Genomic DNA, 21575 nt, shown 5'->3' on the forward strand with positions numbered 1-21575 from the left:
ATAGGAAGCTTCCCTAAAAATTAAGCCATAAAAACGGCAACCCGCACATCCCATGTGGTCTAATCACCTGTTAAAAGAGGGACACGCACCGAAAACGTAGTCCCCTTCCCTACCTGACTATCGACGCTGATGGATCCATTATGGAGCTCAACGATTTTTTTACAGGCCCAAAGTCCGATGCCATTGCTGTCTTCTCGCATATTAAGGCGGGCAAACCGCTTAAAAATTGCTTCTTGTCTATCGGCGGGAATGCCAATACCGTTGTCTGTGACGGCTATCAAAAATCCGTCCTGCTCCCGGGTACAGGAAACTTGAATGATGGGATTGGCTTCACTACGGTACTTTAGGGCATTGCCCACCAAATTGATAAGCAGCCGTTTAAAAAGAACTGGGTAAACCGTGACGCTGTCTACTTCGGCATGAAGGATAAAATCTGCATGTGACTGCCTAATTTCCTCTTCAAAAATGCCCTGAATAGCGGCAAAAAGTGGGTTCAGCGCTACCGATTGCAGCTCCTCATTGACTATACCTGAGCGGGCATATTCCAATAATCCCTCTATCATTTGGTTCATATCCCGGGATGCCTTGTAGATCACCTCCAACAGTTCCTCCAACTTATCTGGCGTCAGCAATTCCCGTTTGCGCATGATCAGCTCTGCAAGACCGATGACTTGACGTAGGGGAGCTTTCAGGTCGTGAGAGGCAACATAGGCAAAATCCTGTAGTGCCGAGTTACTTTCTTCCAGCCGGTCATTTTGCCGCTTTAGTTGCTGATTTAGCTGATCAATCTTGGCCTCGTATTCTTTCTGTTGGGAAATATCGTATTGAATGGAAAAAAAACCGAGTCTTTGCCCCTCGAAATCCAACATGGGCTCTGCGAATATCCGGAGCCAATATTTCTTACCCGATTTACTGTAATTGATGACTTCTACTGAAAAAGGCTGAAACGCAGCAATCGCCTGCCTCATGACGGCCACCACGGCAGGGTCTGTTTCCTCGCCCTGAAGAAAATCACCGGGCTTTCTTCCCATTACTTCGGATTCACGGTACCCTGTGATGATTTCAAATCCGGGATTTACAAAGGTGATCTTCCCGTCAATATCGGTAATGACCACCGAGTTGCTGGTTTGGCGTGCTATGAGGGATAGTTTTTTTACCTCCTCCTCAGTAGCCATCCGTTCGGAGACCTCCCGCGTGACCAATAGTAGCTGTCCCGTACCTTCCACGATGGCATCGATTTTCTTCATACGTGTTTCAAACCATCTAAGCATGCCTCCTTTTGTACGAAATCGAAAGGTGAGGGACACCTGACTCTCCCCATCCGACATGCCTTTGAATGCGTTTGAGTATGCCTCCTGATCCTTTAAAAACGGCAAATGCGCCCGAAAACCTCCCCGTTGAAGTTCTTCAACCGAATATCCGGTCAATTCCAAGGCCGCAGGAGAGAGGTACCTGATATTTCCGTCAAGATCGTGTACACTGACCATGTCCATAGAATGCATGGCTAAATGTTCAAAAAATCCGGGAGATTCCGGTTGGCTAGGCAGATTGAGCAATTGTCAGAGGGTTAGGAAAGCAAACACAAGGGTGCTGCTATTGAATAAGAAACAAAGATAGCGATAGGTTTTTAGAAGAAACGGCAGAAATAGCACATTGGATCCCAACAGCCTTTTTTAGGAGAGCACTCTGGGTAGGACTGCCGAAAATCCTTTTCCCAATATAGGAAAAAATCCACACCATCAAATTTTATTTTACAAAATGGTAAAGATTTTTCGGCAAAACGTTTGATTATTATCCCAGGGAGGTTAAATTTGGCACATGAAAAAATTCGCAGCTACTTACTTTAGCTTCTTTTACTTTTACTTTCGTCCCCAAGGTCGAATCGGAGCTGCTTATTGTCTAAGTAATAACTAAAACGAAAGATAAACTTAAAGAGGCCCGGTTCGAAGGAATCGGGCCTTTTTTATTAACCAGAACCAAGAAAATGGAAAATCACTTACAAACACAAGACTGGGGTTTGGGCCTGAAGGACAAGCACCTGATCATCGCGGGACCTTGCAGTGCGGAGACTCCCGAGCAAATCGAAAAAATCTGTTTGGACATGAAAGAGGCCAACATGGTTCCCGACGTGTTTCGTGCAGGTATCTGGAAGCCAAGAACCAGACCGGGAAGCTTTGAAGGTATTGGTGAAGTAGGCCTCACTTGGATGGAGATTGTAAGGCATCATCTGAATATTCCCATCACGACCGAAGTAGGCAATACAGCCCACGTAGAATCTGCCCTAAAGCATGGCGTAGATATCCTTTGGATAGGTGCCCGAACCACGGTGAACCCCTTTGCCGTGCAGGAAATTGCCGACGCCCTGAAGGGTGTGGATATCCCGGTGATGGTAAAAAACCCCATGAACCCCGACTTGGAGCTTTGGAGAGGTGCCTTGGAGCGTTTGCAAGCGGTGGGAATCAACAAACTGGCAGCAATCCACCGAGGATTCAGTGACGCCTACGACAAGCGGTTCCGAAACAAACCAAACTGGTCTATGCCGATGCATCTGAAGAGAATCTGGAAGGGCATGCAAGTAATCAACGACCCCAGCCACATCGTGGGTAACCGGGAAGGCCTGCTCGAAACTGCCCAACGAGCCATCAACTTCGGCTTGGACGGTTTGATGATCGAAACCCACCACGATCCCGACAATGCTTGGTCTGACGCCAAACAGCAAGTAACTCCCCGACGCCTACGGGAAATCATCGATGCCATCGATTTCAAAAAGCCGCTTGAAGCCGAGCAGCCTTCTGAAAAACTACAAGATTTGAGACGGGCTGTAGATCACATCGACGATCAACTGTTGGATCTACTTGCGGAAAGGTTTGCGATCATTGATCAGATTGGTGACCACAAACGCGAGCATAACCTAACCGTCTTTCAAGCGGAACGCTGGAAAGCTGTCATGGATTCGAGAACACAAAAGGGCATTGAGAAGAACCTTAGCGAAAAATTCATGAAAGAGTTGCTTTATTGCATACATGAAGAATCGGTGAAAAGACAAGAGAAAAAATTAAGAGAGGATGTATCTGTAAAGAAAAGCGTCTAATTTTGACCTTCTCTTAAACACACTTACTTTGGAAAAAGTCATCTTTTCGGCACAAATCGCCAAGGATATACCGCGCTATCTCGACACCCGTAAGTTTTCGAAACTAGGGGTCATCGCAGACAGCCATACTGTACAGACTTGCTACCCCATCCTTCAGTCATCCCTTCCGGATCATACCGTCTTTGCATTTGAGGCCGGCGAGATCCACAAAAATCTGGATACCTGTACTCAGATTTGGCAGTGGATGACCGAAGAGGGCTTTGACCGAAAAGCATTGGTGATCAATATTGGCGGGGGTGTCACGGGTGATATGGGGGGATTTTGCGCTAGCACCTATAAGCGGGGCATACGCTTTATCAACATCCCCACCACACTACTATCTCAGGTAGATGCCAGCGTGGGTGGCAAACTCGGCATTGATTTCATGGGATTCAAAAATCACATTGGGGTCTTTACCCAACCCGAAGCCGTGATCATCAGTGAGGTGTTTTTACAAACCCTTCCGGAGGCAGAACTCCGCTCCGGGTACGCAGAAATCATCAAGCACGGCCTTATTTCCAACGCCAACTATTTTGAAAGCCTCAAAACTGAAAATTGGCAGACCCAAAATTGGAAGGATATCATCGAGGTATCTGTGGGTATCAAGGAGGCTGTGGTAAGCAGAGATCCCCGGGAAGAGGGGCTGCGGAAAATCCTGAATTTTGGACATACCATCGGCCATGCCGTAGAATCCCATTACTTGGATAGTCCGAACCACCTGCTGCACGGTGAAGCCATCGCAGTGGGCATGTTGGCAGAAGCCTTTCTCTCCCAAAAATACCTACGGCTGAGTCCGGAAGACCTATATAAGATCGAATCCAAAATTCTAGGGGTATTTGGCAAGGTCACCATTCCGGAAGATGATTTTGAAGCCATCGTCTCCCGTTGCTTCCAGGACAAGAAGAACGAGGGATCCGTACTCAATTTTTCGCTACTGACCAAAATCGGCCACTGCGAATACAACATTGCCGTGGGTAAAGATGAAATCTTCCAATCGCTGCGTTATTACAACGAGCTTACCCCGTGAAATCGGACTCAAGGAAACCCATGCATAAAGAATGAATTTCTAACCGGTAACAATTCCTCTGATCACATCGGAAAACCCTTCATTTACCTTTTGGGAAACCTTGTGAACGGGAAAAAGCCATTGTAAGGACATGAATACGATCACCATTCCCCGAAAAAGCCGCCTAGGCCACGTGTTGATCCCACTGCCTTCCTCGAAGAGTGAAAGCAATCGGGCGCTGATTATCGATGCGCTGACAGCAGGGGACAATCAGCTAAGCAACCTCGCAGAGGCAAGGGATACCCAAACCATGATTCGACTGCTTCAAGAGGATCCCGAGACCTTGGATGTCTTGGACGCCGGCACCACCATGCGCTTTCTGACCGCTTACGCCGCCCTAACCAACCGCACAAAAACGCTAACAGGCACCCCCCGGATGTGTGAGCGACCCATTGGAATTCTGGTAGACGCCCTCCGAAGCCTAGGTGCTGACATCGAATATTTGGGAGTGGAAGGTTATCCACCTTTGAGGACAAAGGGCTTTAGCTCCCAGCTTACCGACCGACTCCAAATCCGCGGGGATGTGAGCAGCCAGTATATTTCCGCTTTGGTCATGAATGCTCCCCTGCTGCCAAAGGGGCTGACGCTCGAACTGACCGGCAAGATCGGGTCTCGTACCTACATCGAGATGACCTTGGAGCTGATGAAGGAATTTGGCGTGAACTACACCTTTGAAGGAAACATCATCTCCATCAAGCCCCAATCCTACCAGCCTACACGCTTTGCGGTGGAAAGCGACTGGTCTGGAGCAAGTTATTGGTTTAGCCTGTTGGCTTGCGCCGAGGAGGGAGAGCTCTATCTGACCGGCTTAAAGGCAAATAGCCTACAGGGAGATTCCCAGATCGTAGGCATCATGGATAAACTTGGGGTACAGAGTGAATTTGACCCCCAAGGCGTCAGATTGACCAAAAAACCCATAGAAGGAATAGACCACATCGATTTTACCCACTGTCCGGACATTGCTCAGACAGTAGCCGTTACCTGCGCCTTGTTGGGGCGTAGCTGTGACTTCACCGGGCTTGAAAGCCTACGGATCAAGGAAACCGACCGAATAGATGCTTTGCAACGGGAGCTTGCAAAAATCCATGCCGGACTGGAAGAGCGGCAAGAGGGCGTTTTCACCCTCGTCCCCAGCCACCATCTTCCCGACCGGGTACAGATTCATACCTACGACGACCACCGCATGGCCATGGCCTTTATGCCTCTGATGGCTAAGATGGAGGTGGTTTTTGACGATCCGGAGGTAGTCAACAAGTCCTACCCCAGCTTTTGGAAGCATGTGTCGCTTCTAGGCGTGGAACCCTTGATTCAACAATAGATACGTGTCAGCAAGAATCGAGCATGATGCAAACGACACACACTGGATCGACTATCAAACATGCGACCCGCCGGAAGTGCGGGACAGGTTATGACCGCTGAAAAACAATTGTAAACAGATGAAGGGGGTCTATTCAATCGTCCTGTTGGTCGTATCAAATGCGTTTATGACGATGGCCTGGTATGGCCACCTGAAATTCAAAGAACTCAAGTGGTTTGAAAACCTCGGGCTGATCTCCATCATTTTGATAAGCTGGGGGATAGCCCTATTTGAATATTTCTTTCAAGTTCCCGCCAACCGATTGGGATATAAAGCTTACGGAGGCCCCTTTTCGTTGGTGGAACTGAAAGTTATACAGGAGGTGATTACATTGGTAGTATTCATGGCTTTTACCTTTCTGTTTTTCAAAAATGAATCATTCCGCTGGAACCACCTGGTAGGCTTCGGCTTCTTGCTACTGGCTGTCTATTTTATATTCAAAAAATGATTAATCTCCCGAGGGAGGCAATGGTATGAATGAAGTATTGGAAACCAAAAAGCTTAACATCGCCATTCAGGGCGTACCGGGTTCTTTTCACCATCAGGTAGCCCAGCAGTATTTCGGCGAAAACATCGACTTAGGTGGCTTTCACACCTTCGAAGAAGTGGCAAAAAGTGTCGAATCCGGTACCGCTGATTTTGCGGTCATGGCCATCGAAAATTCCATTGCAGGCGCTATCCTTCCCAATTACGATATCATAGACCGGCACAACCTGTTCGTTTTTGACGAATATTACCTTCCCATTTCCCATAACCTGATGGTGTGGCCCGGTCAGGGCATTGCCGATATCCATGAAGTAAGATCCCATCCCATGGCCATCCTGCAGTGCAAAGTGTTTTTTGCGCAGCATCCCCATATTCGGCTGATAGACGACGTAGATACCGCCTACGTTGCCCAAGTAATCGCCGAAAAGAAACTCAAGGGTGTAGGGGCCATCGCCAGCCCCAAAGCAGCCGAATACTACGGGCTGGAAATCATCGCCTCCAATATACAAACCGTTAAAAATAACTTTACCCGGTTTATCCTGCTTCAGCGTGAGAAACCGGAGATCAAAGAGGTCCCTTCCAAAGCCTCGCTGAAAATCACCATCCACAATCAAAAAGGAGGTCTGGCCAAATTACTCACCGTGATGAGCGAACACGACTTGGATCTCACCAAGATCCAATCGATCCCCGTAATCAACAAGCCTTGGGAGTACGCATTTTTTATCGACACGCTGATCGGCGATTACGACCGCTTCCGTCAGGCCATTGGTCAGATCCAAGAGAGCTTCGGTGAGGTGAAAATATTCGGGGAATATCAAAACCGAAAGATATGAAGGGATTTTCCAAACGACTGGGAGAGGTGAAGGAATATTACTTCTCAACCAAGCTAAAGGAAGTAGCGCAGCTTCGGCAGGCAGGTCATGCGATCATCAATATGGGTATCGGCAGCCCGGATCTGCCACCGCACCCGAATGTAATCAATGCTTTGAAAAGTGCGGCTGAAGACCCAAAAGCCCACGGCTATCAGTCTTACACCGGTATTCCGGCACTGCGAAATTCCTTTGCCGCATTCTATGATCGGTACTATGGGGTACCCCTGGATCCCGAACAGGAAATCCTACCACTAATGGGATCCAAAGAAGGTATCATGCATATTTCCATGGCCTTCTTGGATGAGGGAGATGAGGTATTGATCCCCAATCCCGGCTACCCTACCTACACCTCCGTTACCAAGCTGCTGAATGCCACACCCCTTTACTATGAACTGGATGAAACCAGCAACTGGGAGCCCAACTGGGAGCAACTGGCCCAAATGGATCTGAAAAGGGTGAAGCTGATGTGGGTAAATTACCCCAACATGCCCACCGGTGCAGCCGGAAACACAGAGCTCTTTCAACGTTTGATCCACTTTGCAAAAGCCAACGAGATCTTATTGATCAACGACAATCCCTACAGCTTTGTGCTGTATGAGGAAGCCATCAGTCTGTTGGCCGTACCCGGTGCCAAAGAACATGCCTTGGAATTGAACTCGCTAAGCAAGAGTTTCAATATCCCCGGATGGCGGGTGGGGATGCTCGCAGGACGGAAAGACTACCTACAGGCAGTACTTCGGGTGAAAAGCAACATGGATTCGGGCATGTTTTTGGGTCTACAGCAGGGGGCCGTTGCGGCACTCAACCTGGGCAAAGACTGGTTTGCGGAAAACAACGCCATCTATTCGCGTAGAAGGGAGCTGGTGTGGAAGCTGGCAGAAAGGCTGGGGCTGCAACTCATGAAACAACCGGGCGGCATGTTTGTCTGGACCAAGGTCCCTACGGGAACCGACGCCCTAGCAATGGTCGATAGCCTGCTGCACGAGAAGCACCTCTTCGTCACCCCTGGAATGATCTTTGGCAGTGCCGGAGAACATTTTATCCGTTTTTCCTTATGCGTTTCTGAAGAAGATATTTTGGAGGCTTTGAATCGGATTGAACACTGATTAACAAACAATATTACCCATAAAATTGAGCCTACCTACCGGACAGGCAGGCATCTCAATAAACCGGGAAAAGTTATGGTAACTGAAAAACAATTATAAACAGATGAAAAAGATACACATTATTGGTCTGGGACTGCTTGGGGGATCATTTGCCTTGGTGCTGAAAAAAAAGCGACCCGACCTGGTCATCACCGGTTACGACCAAAACCCTATCCACTTGGAGCAAGCCCAAGCTTTGGGCATGATTACAGAAGCCAAAGAAAAACCGGACCCGGACACCGATGTAGTGGTCTTGGCTACTCCTGTGGATACACTGAGCAGCCTTTTGGAGCAAACCCTCGCTGAGACGGGAGATAAGACCTTGGTATTCGACTTCGGTTCTACCAAGGAATTGATCTGCGAGAAAATCGCCCAACATCCAAAACGTGCGAATTATCTGGCCGTACACCCCATAGCCGGTACGGAAAATTCCGGCCCTAAAGCCGCAGAGGAAACCTTGTTTGACGGCAAGGTGATGATCATCTGCGAAATGGAAAAAACAGACGTGCACCTGAAGGGTATGGCCTATGAGCTTTTTGAATTGATGAACATGAAGCTTCGTTTCATGGATCCCAAAGACCATGACCTGCATTTGGCATTTGTATCACATCTATCGCACGTGACCTCGTTTATGCTGGGCAAGACGGTGCTGGACAAGACGGCGGATGAAAAGCACATCTTTGACATGGCCGGCAGTGGATTTGCTTCTACAGTGCGTCTGGCAAAAAGCTCTCCGGCGATGTGGGCCCCAATATTTGTCGAAAATCGCAAAAATCTCCTGGAAGCCATGGATTCCTACATTGCCCATATGCAGGATTTTCGGGATAAAATCGCCGCAGAAGACTACAAAGGCTTGGCAGACGAAATGGCCGAGGCGAATAAAATCCGGGATATTTTGGATTTGGATAAAGGAAGGTAAAGCAGGCTCTTTTGATGCTGCTTGTCTGAACAAAACCAACTACTTGGGGGAAGTCGAGAAAGATCGGATTTATATTGGGATCGTGGATAAATTAAAGGAGAAAGGTACAATATTGTCGGGATTTTGCGAAATTAGAGCGTCTTTCCAAACCTAAACAGGTAGAGCCTCTATGACAGACCTTCGCATAAAATCCGAATACGGCACGCTAAAAGCCGTATTGATGCATCGCCCCGGTAAGGAAATCGACCGGCTCACTCCCTACAACAAGCATCTATTGCTATTTGAGGACGTCCCTTACCTGGAAGATATGCAACGAGAGCATGACTATTTCCGGTCCTTACTCTCCCAAACCACTGGCGCCAAGGTGTACCTGCTGCATGAACTGTTGATGGAGGTGCTGCTCGATAAAAAACTACAGCATTTACTTCTCACTGAGGGACTGAAAAAATACCGACTGGGATACTTGGCCGACGAATTTATGGAGAAGCTTTCTACTTCGGAATGCGCAACCGCACTTATCGCAGGTATAAAGGTTCACGAAGCCAGGCGTAAGATGAAAGGGCTTCAACTGGAAGAGCTCTTGGATTTTGCCTACCTCATACCCCCCATTCCAAACCTCTATTTCCAGCGGGACACCGCGGCTATCTGCCCGGGGGGTATGCTGTTTTCCAGTATGCGTAACGAGGAAAGACAGCGGGAGGCAGATCTGGTACGCGCTGTGTTTGAAAACCACCCGGATTTTAGAAACCAAATACACCGGGTATATCCCAAAGACAACCAAAACAATCCGCCTTGCATAGAAGGTGGCGATATCATCATCCTCTCAGAAAAGGCTATCGCCGTGGGCGATTCCGAGCGAACAGACGAACGGTCTATCTATCATTTGGCCAAGCAGTTAATTTCAGAAGGAACCATCGAGCGTGTGTACAAAGTACAACTGCCAAAAAAACGAAATTTCATGCACTTGGATACCGTTTTTACAGTCTTGGATGAAAACCTTATCTTAACGTATCCCGATGCGCTGGAAGCGGTAGTACAGACCTCTGTTTATACTCTAAAAAGTCGAGAGCAGGAGGTGGTCCACATCAAGAAGACCATTCTCAAGGAATCCCTCGCCGAGATCCTCCAGTTGGAAATCCCCCACCTCCAAATCATACATACCGGCAATGGCAACCCGGATTATGCCCTACGCGAGCAGTGGTTTGACGGGGCCAACGTGCTGACCATCTCCCCCAGAAGGGTGATATCCTACAGCCGTAACAAGCATACCAACCGGGCACTACGCGATGTGGGGGTGGAAGTATTGGAAATCCCGTCCTCGGAATTGTCCCGAGGGCTGGGTGGACCAAGATGTATGACCATGCCGATCAGCCGAGCGGACTTTTAATACTTAAAAACTGTCGAAGAAGGAGCGTCTGCGCGATACTTTCAAGTCCCGCAGGATGTTTGATTTTACGCGGATGTCTATGTTGTAGCTGGTGAAGCGGCCAAAAGGCACCCAGTTTACGTTCATCTGCCAGCAGTGCAGATCCCGCGCTATTCCGATCATCGTTTGGGTGATGTTGCCGGCAGTGACATCAAAACCGGAATTAAAGTTTACCTTCCATTTATCCGAAAGGCTGATGTCGCCGGATATGTTAATAGCTTGGGTGATTCGGGGATCGCCGGTAGTTGGTCTATTGTAGCTGAGGTTATACCCAAAGGTCATATTCCATGGAATGGACCAGTCAATGTATTGGCTGGGATCGTTTGCAATGCGGTCGATCTCATTTTGCACAAACTCCGTCATCTGGCCGCCATTATTCAAAAAATCGTTGGTCAATTCGTCCCTTACCTCTCCGGGAGATTTCTCAGTTTTACTGGGGTTTAGGCTTCCGTTTAGGTTCATTGTTGCGCTTCGGATCGTTCCGATGCCCTGCCCCCGCCTAAAGGCAAAATCGTTGATACGAGATATTCGTTCCTGCCCGTTGATAGTGTAAACACCGGTGGCATAGGGGTCTAGGTTGGCGCTCAGGAAAACTGAAATCTTGTTATCAAACAGCGAGGTTCTGGTATTCATGTTTATTGGCGCCAGCTGAAACGAGTCAGCCGCAAAGTTATAATTGGTGGCGATGTTTAGCGTCTGCAGTAGGGGAACTTTTTTGGTCTGAACTTCGGCGGTATCACTTTCCATTCTGACCTTGGCTTCCACCACGTTTCGGATATTGATGCTAAGGGCTTTGGCTTCGCCCATAGGTGCACCCCCATACAGAAAACCCTGATAACGGGACAGCCGCTGGGTGCGCCCGGAGGGGTCTACCTGAACTTCTTGGTAATACCCAAATCGGGGATCCGAAAAATCCGGCGTGGAGGAAAAGCCAAATGTAGGCTGCATGTGGTGGCGGATTGCTTCGATCTTCGATCCCTTCTTGAAGGTGTAAAATCCGTAAATGTTGGTGGCCATATTAAAGGAGGCATTGTAATACCCCACCCGATTGAAACCCTGCTCCAAGATACGGTCCAAGCGGCCCTCTTGTGGATTGAAGTAATAGTTTATCCGCTCCAGGTACCAAAGTTCGGTAAAATTCATAGACGCCGTCCCGGTAAAGAATCGAAACAGGGTAAAATTCGAGGAAACCGGCACCGTGTGCCTAAACCCATTATCCGCTTCCCTCAGGAGCTGCGGCATGTTGGCAAAGGTAAATGGAAGAATGTTAGGAGCATTTGGCTGGTTAAACATCTCCAGATCGTTTCGAAGCAGGTTAGGATCGACGCCAAACTCCGGTGTGATCCGGTTATTGATGGAATTCTGGGCATTGAAGTTCCATGCGATATTCAGGGTCTTCAGCGGCTCAAATTTGATATTTCGAAACGGGTTTTGTCGGTTCATATTAATGGCCACATCGGGCAGCAGCAGGTTTACCTCATCCGTCACCTGATTTTGGGAATGCCGCAGATTGGCAGACATACTGAAGGGCGTACCTACGAAGGTTTTGCTGTAGGCAATGTTAGAGGAGAAGTCAGACGAGGTGTTTTGTTGAAAGTTAGCCTGCTGCAAGACATTGTCATTGTAGGACTTGGTTCCGAAGTTAGCAGAAGCCGAAAACCGGGAATTTCCGCGAGATTCTGGCGTGTGGTTCCAGCGCAACCAAAATGCATCGTAGGAAATGGGGTTTTCGGCTGTTTCCGGGCTTTGGAACTTCTGAAAATCCACATTAAAGCCTCCCTTAAAGCGATAACGCTTGTTGTAAACAGAGGCGGTCTTTACTCCCCAACCGCCTAATGAAAAGACTTCACCGGTCACCTTGGTATGGATGTAGTCGTTTAGGGCAAAATAATAGCCAAAGTCCCTCAAGAAGAAACCCCGTACCTGTTCCTGCCCATAGGATGGAAAAAGGATGCCGGAAACCTTTTCCTCGGGAGTGTCCGGGATGATTCCGAACGGCAGTCCCAAGGGTGTGGGAATCCCATTAAAATACAGATTAAAGGGCCCTGAAACGACCTGTTTGCCCCGAATGGATTTGATCTTGGAAGAAGATATGTGCCAATGCGGCTCCAGGAGGTCACAGGTTGTATAAAAACCTTTGTTCAGGTAGATACTCCCATCGCGGCCCTTCTTGACGGTCTGTCCACGCAGAAGCCCTTCATCCTGCTGAGTAACCACATCCGAAATAATGGCTTTGCTTGACTTGAAATTATACCGCATGTCTTTGCGGATCTCGTAGATGCTGGATCCTTCCTTGAACATGGGGGTACCCTGAATCACTCCGGTGGTATCCGCAAGTCCGGATGCATAGAGCTCGCTTTTTTCCCAGTCAATCACGATATAATCCGCATCTAAGCGAATGTTTCCATACTCAAACCAGGCTTGCTTATACAGAAACACCTTATTTTGAGAAAAATCAGATACGATGCTGTCTTCGGCAAAATAATTGATGACGGTTTCAATATCTCCTATTTGGGCCAACTCTGCAGAATCGGGCTCCAGCATTTCAGGTTCTATGGAGAGAATACTGTCAGGGAGCGAAGGCAACAAGGTATCCGGACTGGCGGAAGGGTTGATAAGGGTATCGGGTACAATAAATTCTCGTTCTACGGGTCGTCTGCCGGGTTCCTGTCCCAATAAGTCCTGGCAAAGAAGGGTTAGGAGCGTTACGGAAAGAAATACGAGCCTAAGATTATGCACCGTTTATTTCTGTTTGCTTCAAAAATTTATAAATTTTGCGTAAAGTTAACTTTAATAACGTTTATGAAACGAAGGAGGCCAAAAAATATTCTCATTATTTCCCTACTCACCTTCTCCTTGATTTTTACAGGTTTTGTCCCTACTGGTAATAAACGGACCTCGGAATACAAGCTGCGTAGGATTGTGATTGATGCCGGGCATGGAGGTAAAGACCCCGGCACAGTGGGCAAAATCTCGAAGGAAAAAGACATTGCCCTCAGCTTGGCCCTGCAGTTGGGTAAATACATCAACGACCTCCTGCCCGAAGTAGAGGTCATCTACACCCGCAAGTCCGACACCTTCATCGAACTCAAAGAACGCGCAAATATCGCCAACCGAAACAAAGCTGACCTGTTTATTTCCATTCATTGCAATGCCACCTCTGCCACGCAGGTATACGGCACGGAAACCTTTGTGATGGGAAATAAGAACTTTAACGCCAACTTCGAAATCGTAAAGCGTGAGAATGCGGTAATCTTACTCGAAGACGATTACGAGGAAAACTACGAGGGATTTGATCCTTCTTCGCCGGAGTCCTACATGATGTTTAACCTCATGCAAAAGGCCTATTTTGCCAACAGCCTTTCCTTGGCCGAAAAGATCGAAAATGACTTCAAAACGAGGGTAAACCGGTACAGCCGGGGAGTCAAACAGGCCCCATTTTACGTGCTTTGGACGACCGGTATGCCCAGCGTATTGGTAGAGGTGGGGTTTCTGTCCAACACAAATGAAGAGCGATACCTCAATAGCAAAGACGGCCAAACCTACATTGCGTCCGGTTTGTTTCGTGCCATTAAAGCCTACAAAGAGGAAATTGAGTCATTTTAACCGTCTTCCCCTGCTGCCTAGGTACCGACTTTTTCAAATTATTGGTAAATTTACGGGGTACTTGACAGCACTAACAGGGTTTGCGCATGGACATATTAAACGAAAAGGAATTAACTGCGCTGGTCTCTCTCCTCGATGATCAAGACCCGGAGGTAAAGGACCACGTACGGGGAAAAATCATTTCACTGGGCAATGACATTATCCCGTTTTTGGAAAAGAAATGGGAGGATAGTTTTGACCCGGTTATCCAAAAAGAGATCGAAGACCTGGTGCACGAACTTCAGTTTTCGCTGCTGAAAGAGCGTCTTCGCTCATGGAAAAAGGATTCTGACCAAGAACTCCTTCAGGGTTTATGGATCATCAACACCTTTCAGTACCCCGAGTTGGAATTTGAGACCTTGAATGCCTCCATGCACCAAATCTATTTTGACGTGTGGACTTCCTTTGACAATCACCTCTCCCCCTATGAACAAGTCCGCACGATCAACAGCGTGCTGTTTCATGAATTAAAATTTGCGGCCAATACCAAAAACTTTCATTCCCCGAGCAACAGCATGCTTAGCATCGTATTGGATTCAAAAAGGGGCAATCCAATAAGCCTTTGCTCGGTGTATTTGTTGGTAGCGAAAAAACTAGGGCTTCCCATCTACGGCGTGAATCTGCCGAACCTTTTTGTGCTCACCTTCAAAACTGCGGAAACGACCTTTTACATCAACGCCTTCAACAAAGGCCTGATCTTCACCCGCCACGATATTCTGAATTACCTGGAGCACCTCAAATACGAACCCAAGGAGGAGTACTTCGAACCCTGTGAAAACATCGAGATTATCCGCAGGACACTTCGAAACTTGAAGCTGTCCTTTGAAAAAATCGGTGAGCCTGAAAAAGCCCACGAAGTGCAAGAACTCTTGGATATTCTATACGAAGACTGAGGCTACTGTAGACGGACATTGCAGCCAACCGCCCGGGTGGAGGCCGGACTGGGATTTTTGCGGGCCAGGATATTTCCCAACGCAGATTCGAGGTACTTCATCTGCGCACTTTCTGCCGACTGCGGATTGTTGTCTATGGCCCCTTTGTATACCACCGAATAACCCGTTGGGCCATTACTGATAACCACGGCCTCCGGAATCTTGGTGACCTCCAGGTACCGGGTCATTTTCTGTTCGGTATCCATCAGGTAAGGCATCAAATATCCTTTTTGTGCGGCGCGGTCGGCCATGTCGGCAAGGCTTTCACCGCTTCCCTGACCTGCATGTGGATTTACCATCGCAAACACGAAACCCTGCACCGCATACTCCTCATACAATTTATTGATGCGTGCTTCGTACAGCTTGGAAAAAGGACATCCCAAACTGGAAAATATGAGCACCACCGCCTTGGAGGAGCGATACTCCTTCAGCGAAAAAACCTCCCCTGAGACTGCGTCCTGCAACTCGATATCTGACAGTCGTTGTGCCTCCGCCTCTCCCACGAGGTGCAGGCATACCAAACCAAAAACCAAGATCCTTAAAGCCTTTTTCATTGTATTGACGAGCAGTGCCTGATAAGCTACTATTCCCGTACAAAAATCAGGCATTTTTTGCAGAATTTACCCAAACGACGTACTTTTTTACCAAATTGTGTACGTGAGTACCATGTCACCCTCCAACATAACCCGTACTTCGTAATGATGGTCCGAGTTTCCCGTGCCGGAGATTCTGCCTTTGATTACCTCAGTGCTTGCGTCAAAACGCTGCAGGGATATGTTTTCCTTTAGGCTAATGCCCTTCCTTCCTTGACATTTAAAGATCGATTCCTTCGCAGACCAAGCGATGGTATGAAGCAGGACATCTGCATGTAAGAATTCCAACTCACGGTCTTGTAGGAATTTATGCCCTACCTTTACCGTCTTTTCACGGACATTCTCCAGATCAATGCCGACCGGCATCTCCCGATGAAAAATCGCCGCAGCTACGTGCGTGCAATGAGACAAGGATACATGCCCATAGCCGTCCATGGGGTAAGATTTCCCATGGGGATCTTTGTAAAAGCCCGGGTAGGGAAGCGAAATCAGGTCTAGCGCGGATTTTACCGCAAGGCGCGCCGCTTTCCATTCCAGGCGCTTTTGTGGATGGCTGATATTCGCATAGGAAAGCTTCTCTCTAAAACTCAAAAAATCCAGGTCAGTATCGGGAAGATCATGAATATTATTGACCGCAAACGCCGATAACGGGCTAATTTTTTCTAATTTTGTTTGCATGCGTAAATAAGGCGGGGGTGGTGATAAATTACGTGCAATATATGTCAAAAATTACAGTAAATAAACTACATACGCTTGCAGGCCACAATCATTCCATCTTTGCCTTAGCCGAAGGGGTAAATCCGCGGTTTTTTTACACAGGTGCCGGAGACGGCTATGTGGTCGAATGGGACATGGATCATCCGAAAGACGGTAAGCTGATCGCAAAACTCCCCCACTCCGTATACGCCCTCGCCGTAGATCCTGTACGCAATCTCTTGGTTATTGGGCACAATTTTGAGGGAATACACGTCATTGACCTTACCGATAGAAAAGAAATTTGGTCGCTCAAACTCACATCGCAACCGATATTTGACCTAGCGATCGCCGGAGATACATTGCATGTGGCCACAGGAGACGGGGTTCTCATCGTGGTAGATATGGAAGAAAGATCCCCGCGAAAGCACATCAAGCTTAGTGACGCGGCCCTTAGATCCCTAGCACTGCATCCACGTGGCGGGCAGTTGGCGATTGGATCCTCGGACCATTCCGTAAAAATCATTGAAACAAACAGTTACAGCCCCGTGGCTAAGCTGGATAAACACAGCAATTCCGTCTTTGCACTAGGGTATTCCCCAGACGGAAACATCCTCATCAGCGGTGGCAGGGACGCCCATCTACATATTTGGGATGCTGCCAATTTCAATTTGGAGAAAAGCATCGTAGCCCACATGTTTGCGATTAATTACCTATCTTTTCGGGATGATGGCAGATATTTTGTAACTTGTAGTATGGACAAGTCCATCAAACTTTGGGATGCCCATCAGTACCAGCTGTTGAAAGTAATCGACAAAGGACGCCATGCGGGACACGGCACCTCGATAAACAAGGTTTTTTGGAGCCGACATAACGGGCAGGTGGTAGCCGTAAGCGATGACCGTACCGTATCAATATGGAACATTGAAGTCTAATTCTTATGAAGATAACGCCGTTGGATATCCGTCAAAAAACCTTTGAAAGACAAATCAGAGGCTACGACAAAGAAGAAGTATCAGCCTTTTTGACCTACCTATCCCAAGAATGGGAAAAAGTTCTCGACGAGCAAAGGACACTGCAGCTCAAGTTTGAACATGCCGACAAAGAGGCCCAAAAGCTGAGGGAAATCGAACAGTCCCTCTTTCGGACCCTAAAAACCGCCGAAGATACCGGTGCAAGCATCATAGAGCATGCAAATAATACTGCCGACCAAATCCTAAAAGAAGCCCATATGGAAGCCGATTTGCTAAAATCGGATGCGACCAATAGGGCTAAAAACATGCAGGAGCAGGCCGAGTCCAAATCAAAGGGAGTGATTGAAGACCTTAAGGAAGCTGTATCCATGCTTACCGAAGCATACGAACAGTTGCTCGACCAACGGGAAATCCTACTGGGTAACCTGCGAAATCTGGCACAGGATACCTTGGAAAATATACGCATTTCGCAAGAAAACTTTCAGCAAATAGACCTCTCCCTCCCCAAGCAACAGGTAAAACAGCTCCTGGAAGGTGACTTTTTGACCGCTGATGCCGATGCGGAGTCGTACGAACCAGAGATGGAACTTATCCTAAAGCCAGAGATTCCGGATGCCGAACGGATCTATACCGAGGGAGACGAAGCCACTCTGCCAGATGAGGGGCCAGCCGAATTTGAGGCAGAATCCGAAGAAGACACGCCAGAAGCAGCTTCCGAAACAGCTGAGAAGAAGGAAAAACCGGAGTCAACCGCCAATCCCAAAAGTAAAAACGGCACAGGAACGGGTTCATTTTTTGACCAGTTTGATTGATGGGAAAGGTATCACTTGAAGGCATCGAATTTCACGCCTACCACGGGGTCTTCTCTGAAGAAAAGAAATTGGGGAACCGGTTTACGGTAGACATCCACGTGCACACCGACTTTACTCGGGCCATGTTGGAGGATGATCTAAAAGCAACGGTGGACTATTTCCGAATTTATCAGATTGCCAAGTCCCACATGCAGGAACCGGTGAAGCTGCTGGAGCACCTGGCCCATCGGATGATTCAGGATATTCTTAAGGCCTATCCCACCTTGACAGAGATAGACATCATTATCAAAAAACACAACCCCGCTTTGGGAGGAGTGGTCAATTATTCCGTGGTGAAGGTAAGCTACCCGTCCGATTACCGGTACTCCCAATCATAGGCCATGCCCTGTCGGCAAGATATTTATCCCCTCGCTAACCGCACACCGGGATTTTAGCCGCCTCCTATTTTTCCACTATGTACACAAAAAACCAAGTCAGCAAAATCAAGCAGGAATTTTGGACAGCATTCGGCTTGTACATGAAACCCGTTCCATCTGCCGAGGGCCGGCGAATACAATGGCAGAACTACAAGACCGGTATCAAAGGCATCTATTTCCGGATGAAAGCCGAGCGGCATTTTGCATCAATAGGCATAGAAATTGCGCACCCAGACCCGGATATTCGGCAGCTGCTTTTTGAGCAGTTTCAAGAGTTCGAAAAAATACTGACCGCCGAGCTGGGTGAACCCTGGCACTGGGAACTTCATGGGGAAACAGAATCCGGACAACCAATCGCCAGAATTGAAAAAAGGCTAAACCTGGTAAGCGTGATGGATCAGAGACAATGGGCTGACATCATTTCCTTCTTAAAACCGCGTATCGTGGCGCTAGATGCTTTCTGGTCCAATATGAAATACGGATTCGAAGGACTCAGTTGATGGGATATGTATCAGGCATCGTGCCGCTTTGGCATATCCGAATTGACAAAGGTAAATCCCCGGGCCTCGCTGCTTTCGAAAAAATCAATATGCATTCCCATCAAAAACATGACATGCTTCTTTTCTATGAGAATTTTCAAGCCCTCCCATTCAAACACCTGATCGTCCGACTTGGGCTTGTCAAAACCCAACATATACGAAACGCCTCCACATCCGCCGCCCTTCACCCCGACCCGCAGCGTATATTCACTGGGAATGTTTTTATGGGCCATGATGTTTTTGATTTCATCCAGCGCCTTGTCCGAAATACTTATTGGATTTAACATGACAAATAAATCCCGTTATGGATACAAAGGTTCAAAGATACGGTAGAAAAAGCCACTGTGTATAGTATGGTAAGCATAGATTGTAGATATTAGAACTTTAATACCAAGCGACATGGAATGGATTGCGGATCTCTTAAAGATCTTATTACCCGCCGGGCTGGCGGTTTACGGCATGTATATTGTTACCCTTTCCTTTTTGAAAAAGGAATGGGAAAAGCGGGTGCTGGAACTCAAGACCAAAAACACCGACACCATTCTGCCTCTTCGGATCCAGGCAGCAGAGCGTCTTTGCCTTTTGCTGGAGCGCATCACACCAAACAATCTGGTGCGGCGTATTAACCAAGGAGGTCTTTCTGCGTCAGAGCTATATGTGTTGCTGATAAATGAGGTGCGCGAAGAGTTTAACCACAACCTTTCCCAACAAGTGTACTTCTCCGACGATGCCTGGGAAGATGTGCGAAACGCTGTAGAACAGGTCATCACCTTAATCAATCGTGCCAACCAAGGATTGGCTTCCGAAGCGCTGGGCATTGAGCTTGCAAAGCGCATATTTCAGCTATCGCTGGAAAGTGAAAATGACGTGGTGGCCAGTGCCCGCAAAAAGATTAAATCTGAAATCCAGGTATATTTCTAACTTACCTATTATGAACATTAAGGAAGAATACCATCAGGTCTTTGAGAAAGCAAAGGCCATCTACATGGCCCGGGCGCAGCGTATCGCGGCCTCTGAGTCAAAGCTGAAGCACCTGCTGCATCAGGTACGGGTAAAAATCTCCGACCTACTGGATACTCCGCTGGTAGCCGGAGCCCGGGCACAGCTAGAGATATTTGTCCGAATGCTGACCGCCCATATAAAGGGCGAATACAAAAGCCTGTCCGGCCGCTCGTTAGGATTGCTTGTACTAGCCCTTTTTTACTTTGCCTTACCGTTGGACATGGTTCCGGATTTTATTCCTTTTGTAGGTTATGTGGACGACTTATCCGTGCTGCTTGGCATTTACAATAGCCTAAAGGCCGATATCGAAAGATTTCAACTATGGGAACAAAACGGCCGTAACACGGATATGCCAGTATGATAAAGAGAGTCGCCTTTGTTGCCGGGGGATCCGGATTGGTGGGAATGCAAGTGCTGCACCAGCTATTCAAAGATCCGGAATACACCTTTGTCATCTCATTTGGCAGAAGGGAACTTGCCATCAAGCACGAAAAACTCCTACAGGTAGTGGTGGATTTTGAGAAATTGCACCTTACCAACCTGATCGAAAAAATCCGGCATCGAAACATGGGGGGAAATTACCACCCATTGATAGAATGGTTGGAAGAAAAATCGGCGGAAATACACGGCTTCTGCACCTTGGGCACTACCATCAAAAAAGCGGGGTCAAAGGAAACATTTTACCAAATTGACCACGATTACGTGGTAGACTTTGCCCAATGGGCCTACCATCAGGGCGCAAGTAAATTTTTGTATGTCAGCTCCATCGGTGCCAATCCCCAATCCGGCATTTTTTATAGCCGCGTGAAGGGTGAAACCGAGGACGACCTAAAACTCATTGCCTTTCACTACCTGGCGATTTTTCAGCCATCGGTATTGCTGGGGAACCGCCGGGAATCCAGGCTGGGTGAAGAAGTCGGCTCCTTGGTCATGCGGGGTGTCACCGCCCTTGGCCTGCTTAAAAAATACAAACCCATCTACGATCACCAAGTCGCCAAAGCCATGCTGACCTATGCAAAGCGTTCTTCGGTGAAAATGATCGAAACTGTTTCCAACCGCGACATGCACGAACTTTAACCAATTGCCAATGATTGCCGTATTACAACGCGTCTCTGAAGCATCTGTGGCGATTTCCGGAAAAATTAAGGGGGAAATTAAGGCCGGATTGCTGATTTTGCTGGGCATAGAAGATGCCGACGGTGAGGACGACATTCAATGGATCAGCCGTAAAATCGTACAGATGCGCCTTTTCCCGGATGCAGCAGGAGTGATGAACCGGAGTATTCTGGAAGCGGGCGGCGACCTGCTCCTCATCAGTCAGTTTACCCTACATGCCAGCACCAAAAAGGGCAATAGACCCTCCTACATCAAGGCAGCCAAGCCGGAGGTAGCCATCCCGTGTTATGAAAAAACCATCGCCACGCTGACCGCCGAAATGGGCAAGCCCATTCAAACAGGTGAATTTGGCGCCAATATGCAGGTGGCCTTGGTAAACGACGGCCCCGTTACGATCATCATCGATTCTAAAAACAAAGTGTAAAACAAGGCTGTCCTGCGGCTTTTCCCAT

23 protein-coding genes are annotated in these 21575 nt (G+C 48.0%); 18 read left to right on the plus strand and 5 right to left on the minus strand.

What is annotated here, in order from left to right; genetic code table 11:
- Positions 1-59: 59 nt before the first annotated feature.
- The gene (locus IAQ59_RS11460; protein ID WP_209330948.1) at positions 60-1556 is read right to left on the minus strand and encodes a PAS domain-containing sensor histidine kinase; all 1497 of its coding nucleotides are present in this window, start codon (positions 1554-1556) and stop codon (positions 60-62) included.
- Positions 1557-1984: 428 nt separating this feature from the next.
- On the opposite strand from IAQ59_RS11460, the gene IAQ59_RS11465 reads away from it, so the two are divergent.
- The 8 genes from IAQ59_RS11465 (at position 1985) to IAQ59_RS11500 (ending at position 10362) form a co-directional block, all read left to right on the plus strand.
- Positions 1985-3091, plus strand: a complete 1107-nt coding sequence (locus IAQ59_RS11465) for a chorismate mutase (protein WP_209330949.1) — start codon at positions 1985-1987, stop codon at positions 3089-3091.
- Positions 3092-3119: 28 nt separating this feature from the next.
- Positions 3120-4157, plus strand: a complete 1038-nt coding sequence (gene aroB, locus IAQ59_RS11470; RefSeq protein ID WP_209330950.1) for a 3-dehydroquinate synthase — start codon at positions 3120-3122, stop codon at positions 4155-4157.
- A gap of 130 nt (positions 4158-4287) precedes the next feature.
- Positions 4288-5514 carry a 3-phosphoshikimate 1-carboxyvinyltransferase gene (locus IAQ59_RS11475; RefSeq protein WP_209330951.1) on the plus strand — a complete coding sequence of 409 codons (1227 nt, stop codon included), beginning with the start codon at positions 4288-4290 and terminating at the stop codon, positions 5512-5514.
- A gap of 118 nt (positions 5515-5632) precedes the next feature.
- On the plus strand, positions 5633-6001 hold the full coding sequence (locus tag IAQ59_RS11480; RefSeq protein ID WP_209330952.1) for a DMT family protein: 369 nt from the start codon (positions 5633-5635) through the stop codon (positions 5999-6001).
- A 25-nt stretch (positions 6002-6026) separates the two neighbouring features.
- Entirely contained in the window at positions 6027-6872 is an 846-nt protein-coding gene (locus IAQ59_RS11485; RefSeq protein ID WP_209330953.1) for a prephenate dehydratase, read from the plus strand.
- A complete protein-coding gene (locus IAQ59_RS11490; protein ID WP_209330954.1) occupies positions 6869-8017 on the plus strand; it encodes a pyridoxal phosphate-dependent aminotransferase in 1149 nt (382 codons plus the stop codon). Before IAQ59_RS11485 ends, IAQ59_RS11490 begins: the two co-directional genes overlap by 4 nt.
- A 103-nt stretch (positions 8018-8120) precedes the next feature.
- Complete coding sequence (locus IAQ59_RS11495) at positions 8121-8975, plus strand: prephenate dehydrogenase (protein WP_209330955.1); 855 nt, start codon at positions 8121-8123, stop codon at positions 8973-8975.
- 169 nt (positions 8976-9144) lie between these two features.
- Positions 9145-10362, plus strand: a complete 1218-nt coding sequence (locus tag IAQ59_RS11500; protein WP_209330956.1) for an arginine deiminase — start codon at positions 9145-9147, stop codon at positions 10360-10362.
- A gap of 3 nt (positions 10363-10365) precedes the next feature.
- On the opposite strand, the gene IAQ59_RS11505 is transcribed toward IAQ59_RS11500, so the two are convergent.
- The gene (locus IAQ59_RS11505; protein ID WP_209330957.1) at positions 10366-13140 is read right to left on the minus strand and encodes a putative LPS assembly protein LptD; all 2775 of its coding nucleotides are present in this window, start codon (positions 13138-13140) and stop codon (positions 10366-10368) included.
- 63 nt (positions 13141-13203) lie between these two features.
- Here IAQ59_RS11505 and IAQ59_RS11510 point away from each other — a divergent pair, with 63 nt between their 5' ends.
- The gene (locus IAQ59_RS11510; RefSeq protein WP_209330958.1) at positions 13204-14007 is read left to right on the plus strand and encodes an N-acetylmuramoyl-L-alanine amidase family protein; all 804 of its coding nucleotides are present in this window, start codon (positions 13204-13206) and stop codon (positions 14005-14007) included.
- Between the two features lie 86 nt (positions 14008-14093).
- Positions 14094-14939, plus strand: a complete 846-nt coding sequence (locus IAQ59_RS11515; RefSeq protein ID WP_209330959.1) for a transglutaminase-like domain-containing protein — start codon at positions 14094-14096, stop codon at positions 14937-14939.
- A gap of 2 nt (positions 14940-14941) precedes the next feature.
- Here the strand turns inward: IAQ59_RS11515 and IAQ59_RS11520 are convergent, their stop codons facing one another.
- Positions 14942-15586: a redoxin domain-containing protein gene (locus IAQ59_RS11520; protein WP_245189560.1), complete on the minus strand. Its 645-nt coding sequence runs from the start codon at positions 15584-15586 to the stop codon at positions 14942-14944.
- A gap of 33 nt (positions 15587-15619) precedes the next feature.
- Positions 15620-16249, minus strand: coding sequence for a 4'-phosphopantetheinyl transferase family protein (locus IAQ59_RS11525; protein WP_209330960.1), 630 nt, complete (start codon positions 16247-16249; stop codon positions 15620-15622).
- 41 nt (positions 16250-16290) lie between these two features.
- Here IAQ59_RS11525 and IAQ59_RS11530 point away from each other — a divergent pair, with 41 nt between their 5' ends.
- The 4 genes from IAQ59_RS11530 to IAQ59_RS11545 all read left to right on the plus strand — a co-directional run bounded on the left by IAQ59_RS11530 (position 16291) and on the right by IAQ59_RS11545 (position 18966).
- Complete coding sequence (locus IAQ59_RS11530) at positions 16291-17199, plus strand: WD40 repeat domain-containing protein (protein ID WP_209330961.1); 909 nt, start codon at positions 16291-16293, stop codon at positions 17197-17199.
- A 5-nt stretch (positions 17200-17204) separates the two neighbouring features.
- Entirely contained in the window at positions 17205-18050 is an 846-nt protein-coding gene (locus IAQ59_RS11535) for a DivIVA domain-containing protein (protein ID WP_209330962.1), read from the plus strand.
- On the plus strand, positions 18050-18427 hold the full coding sequence (folB, locus tag IAQ59_RS11540; protein ID WP_209330963.1) for a dihydroneopterin aldolase: 378 nt from the start codon (positions 18050-18052) through the stop codon (positions 18425-18427). Before IAQ59_RS11535 ends, folB begins: the two co-directional genes overlap by 1 nt.
- A gap of 77 nt (positions 18428-18504) precedes the next feature.
- On the plus strand, positions 18505-18966 hold the full coding sequence (locus tag IAQ59_RS11545; RefSeq protein WP_209330964.1) for a DUF4268 domain-containing protein: 462 nt from the start codon (positions 18505-18507) through the stop codon (positions 18964-18966).
- An 11-nt stretch (positions 18967-18977) separates the two neighbouring features.
- Here IAQ59_RS11545 and IAQ59_RS11550 read toward each other — a convergent pair whose 3' ends face one another.
- The gene (locus IAQ59_RS11550) at positions 18978-19292 is read right to left on the minus strand and encodes a HesB/IscA family protein (protein ID WP_209330965.1); all 315 of its coding nucleotides are present in this window, start codon (positions 19290-19292) and stop codon (positions 18978-18980) included.
- 112 nt (positions 19293-19404) lie between these two features.
- On the opposite strand from IAQ59_RS11550, the gene IAQ59_RS11555 reads away from it, so the two are divergent.
- The 4 genes from IAQ59_RS11555 to dtd are packed head-to-tail and all read left to right on the plus strand — an operon-like array spanning position 19405 to position 21547.
- The gene (locus IAQ59_RS11555; protein ID WP_209330966.1) at positions 19405-19926 is read left to right on the plus strand and encodes a DUF7935 family protein; all 522 of its coding nucleotides are present in this window, start codon (positions 19405-19407) and stop codon (positions 19924-19926) included.
- Between the two features lie 10 nt (positions 19927-19936).
- Positions 19937-20368 carry a YkvA family protein gene (locus IAQ59_RS11560; protein ID WP_209330967.1) on the plus strand — a complete coding sequence of 144 codons (432 nt, stop codon included), beginning with the start codon at positions 19937-19939 and terminating at the stop codon, positions 20366-20368.
- A complete protein-coding gene (locus tag IAQ59_RS11565) occupies positions 20365-21084 on the plus strand; it encodes an oxidoreductase (protein WP_209330968.1) in 720 nt (239 codons plus the stop codon). Before IAQ59_RS11560 ends, IAQ59_RS11565 begins: the two co-directional genes overlap by 4 nt.
- 10 nt (positions 21085-21094) lie before the next feature.
- Positions 21095-21547 carry a D-aminoacyl-tRNA deacylase gene (gene dtd, locus IAQ59_RS11570; protein ID WP_209330969.1) on the plus strand — a complete coding sequence of 151 codons (453 nt, stop codon included), beginning with the start codon at positions 21095-21097 and terminating at the stop codon, positions 21545-21547.
- The last annotated feature ends 28 nt before the right edge of the window (positions 21548-21575 follow it).

The organism is Lunatimonas salinarum (assembly GCF_017811155.1).
GTDB lineage: Bacteria > Bacteroidota > Bacteroidia > Cytophagales > Cyclobacteriaceae > Lunatimonas > Lunatimonas salinarum.

Bases quoted from the DNA above. Each gene is read 5' to 3' on its own strand.
- IAQ59_RS11555 (WP_209330966.1), top strand. From the start codon at position 19,405: ATGGAATGGATTGCGGATCTCTTAAAGATCTTATTACCCGCCGGGCTG.
- IAQ59_RS11465 (WP_209330949.1), top strand. From the start codon at position 1,985: ATGGAAAATCACTTACAAACACAAGACTGGGGTTTGGGCCTGAAGGAC.
- IAQ59_RS11535 (WP_209330962.1), top strand. From the start codon at position 17,205: ATGAAGATAACGCCGTTGGATATCCGTCAAAAAACCTTTGAAAGACAA.
- IAQ59_RS11520 (WP_245189560.1), bottom strand. From the start codon at position 15,586: ATGCCTGATTTTTGTACGGGAATAGTAGCTTATCAGGCACTGCTCGTC.
- IAQ59_RS11500 (WP_209330956.1), top strand. From the start codon at position 9,145: ATGACAGACCTTCGCATAAAATCCGAATACGGCACGCTAAAAGCCGTA.
- IAQ59_RS11510 (WP_209330958.1), top strand. From the start codon at position 13,204: ATGAAACGAAGGAGGCCAAAAAATATTCTCATTATTTCCCTACTCACC.
- IAQ59_RS11525 (WP_209330960.1), bottom strand. From the start codon at position 16,249: ATGCAAACAAAATTAGAAAAAATTAGCCCGTTATCGGCGTTTGCGGTC.
- IAQ59_RS11490 (WP_209330954.1), top strand. From the start codon at position 6,869: ATGAAGGGATTTTCCAAACGACTGGGAGAGGTGAAGGAATATTACTTC.
- IAQ59_RS11565 (WP_209330968.1), top strand. From the start codon at position 20,365: ATGATAAAGAGAGTCGCCTTTGTTGCCGGGGGATCCGGATTGGTGGGA.
- IAQ59_RS11480 (WP_209330952.1), top strand. From the start codon at position 5,633: ATGAAGGGGGTCTATTCAATCGTCCTGTTGGTCGTATCAAATGCGTTT.
- folB (WP_209330963.1), top strand. From the start codon at position 18,050: ATGGGAAAGGTATCACTTGAAGGCATCGAATTTCACGCCTACCACGGG.
- IAQ59_RS11560 (WP_209330967.1), top strand. From the start codon at position 19,937: ATGAACATTAAGGAAGAATACCATCAGGTCTTTGAGAAAGCAAAGGCC.
- dtd (WP_209330969.1), top strand. From the start codon at position 21,095: ATGATTGCCGTATTACAACGCGTCTCTGAAGCATCTGTGGCGATTTCC.
- IAQ59_RS11475 (WP_209330951.1), top strand. From the start codon at position 4,288: ATGAATACGATCACCATTCCCCGAAAAAGCCGCCTAGGCCACGTGTTG.
- IAQ59_RS11515 (WP_209330959.1), top strand. From the start codon at position 14,094: ATGGACATATTAAACGAAAAGGAATTAACTGCGCTGGTCTCTCTCCTC.
- IAQ59_RS11530 (WP_209330961.1), top strand. From the start codon at position 16,291: ATGTCAAAAATTACAGTAAATAAACTACATACGCTTGCAGGCCACAAT.
- IAQ59_RS11550 (WP_209330965.1), bottom strand. From the start codon at position 19,292: ATGTTAAATCCAATAAGTATTTCGGACAAGGCGCTGGATGAAATCAAA.
- IAQ59_RS11545 (WP_209330964.1), top strand. From the start codon at position 18,505: ATGTACACAAAAAACCAAGTCAGCAAAATCAAGCAGGAATTTTGGACA.
- IAQ59_RS11495 (WP_209330955.1), top strand. From the start codon at position 8,121: ATGAAAAAGATACACATTATTGGTCTGGGACTGCTTGGGGGATCATTT.
- IAQ59_RS11485 (WP_209330953.1), top strand. From the start codon at position 6,027: ATGAATGAAGTATTGGAAACCAAAAAGCTTAACATCGCCATTCAGGGC.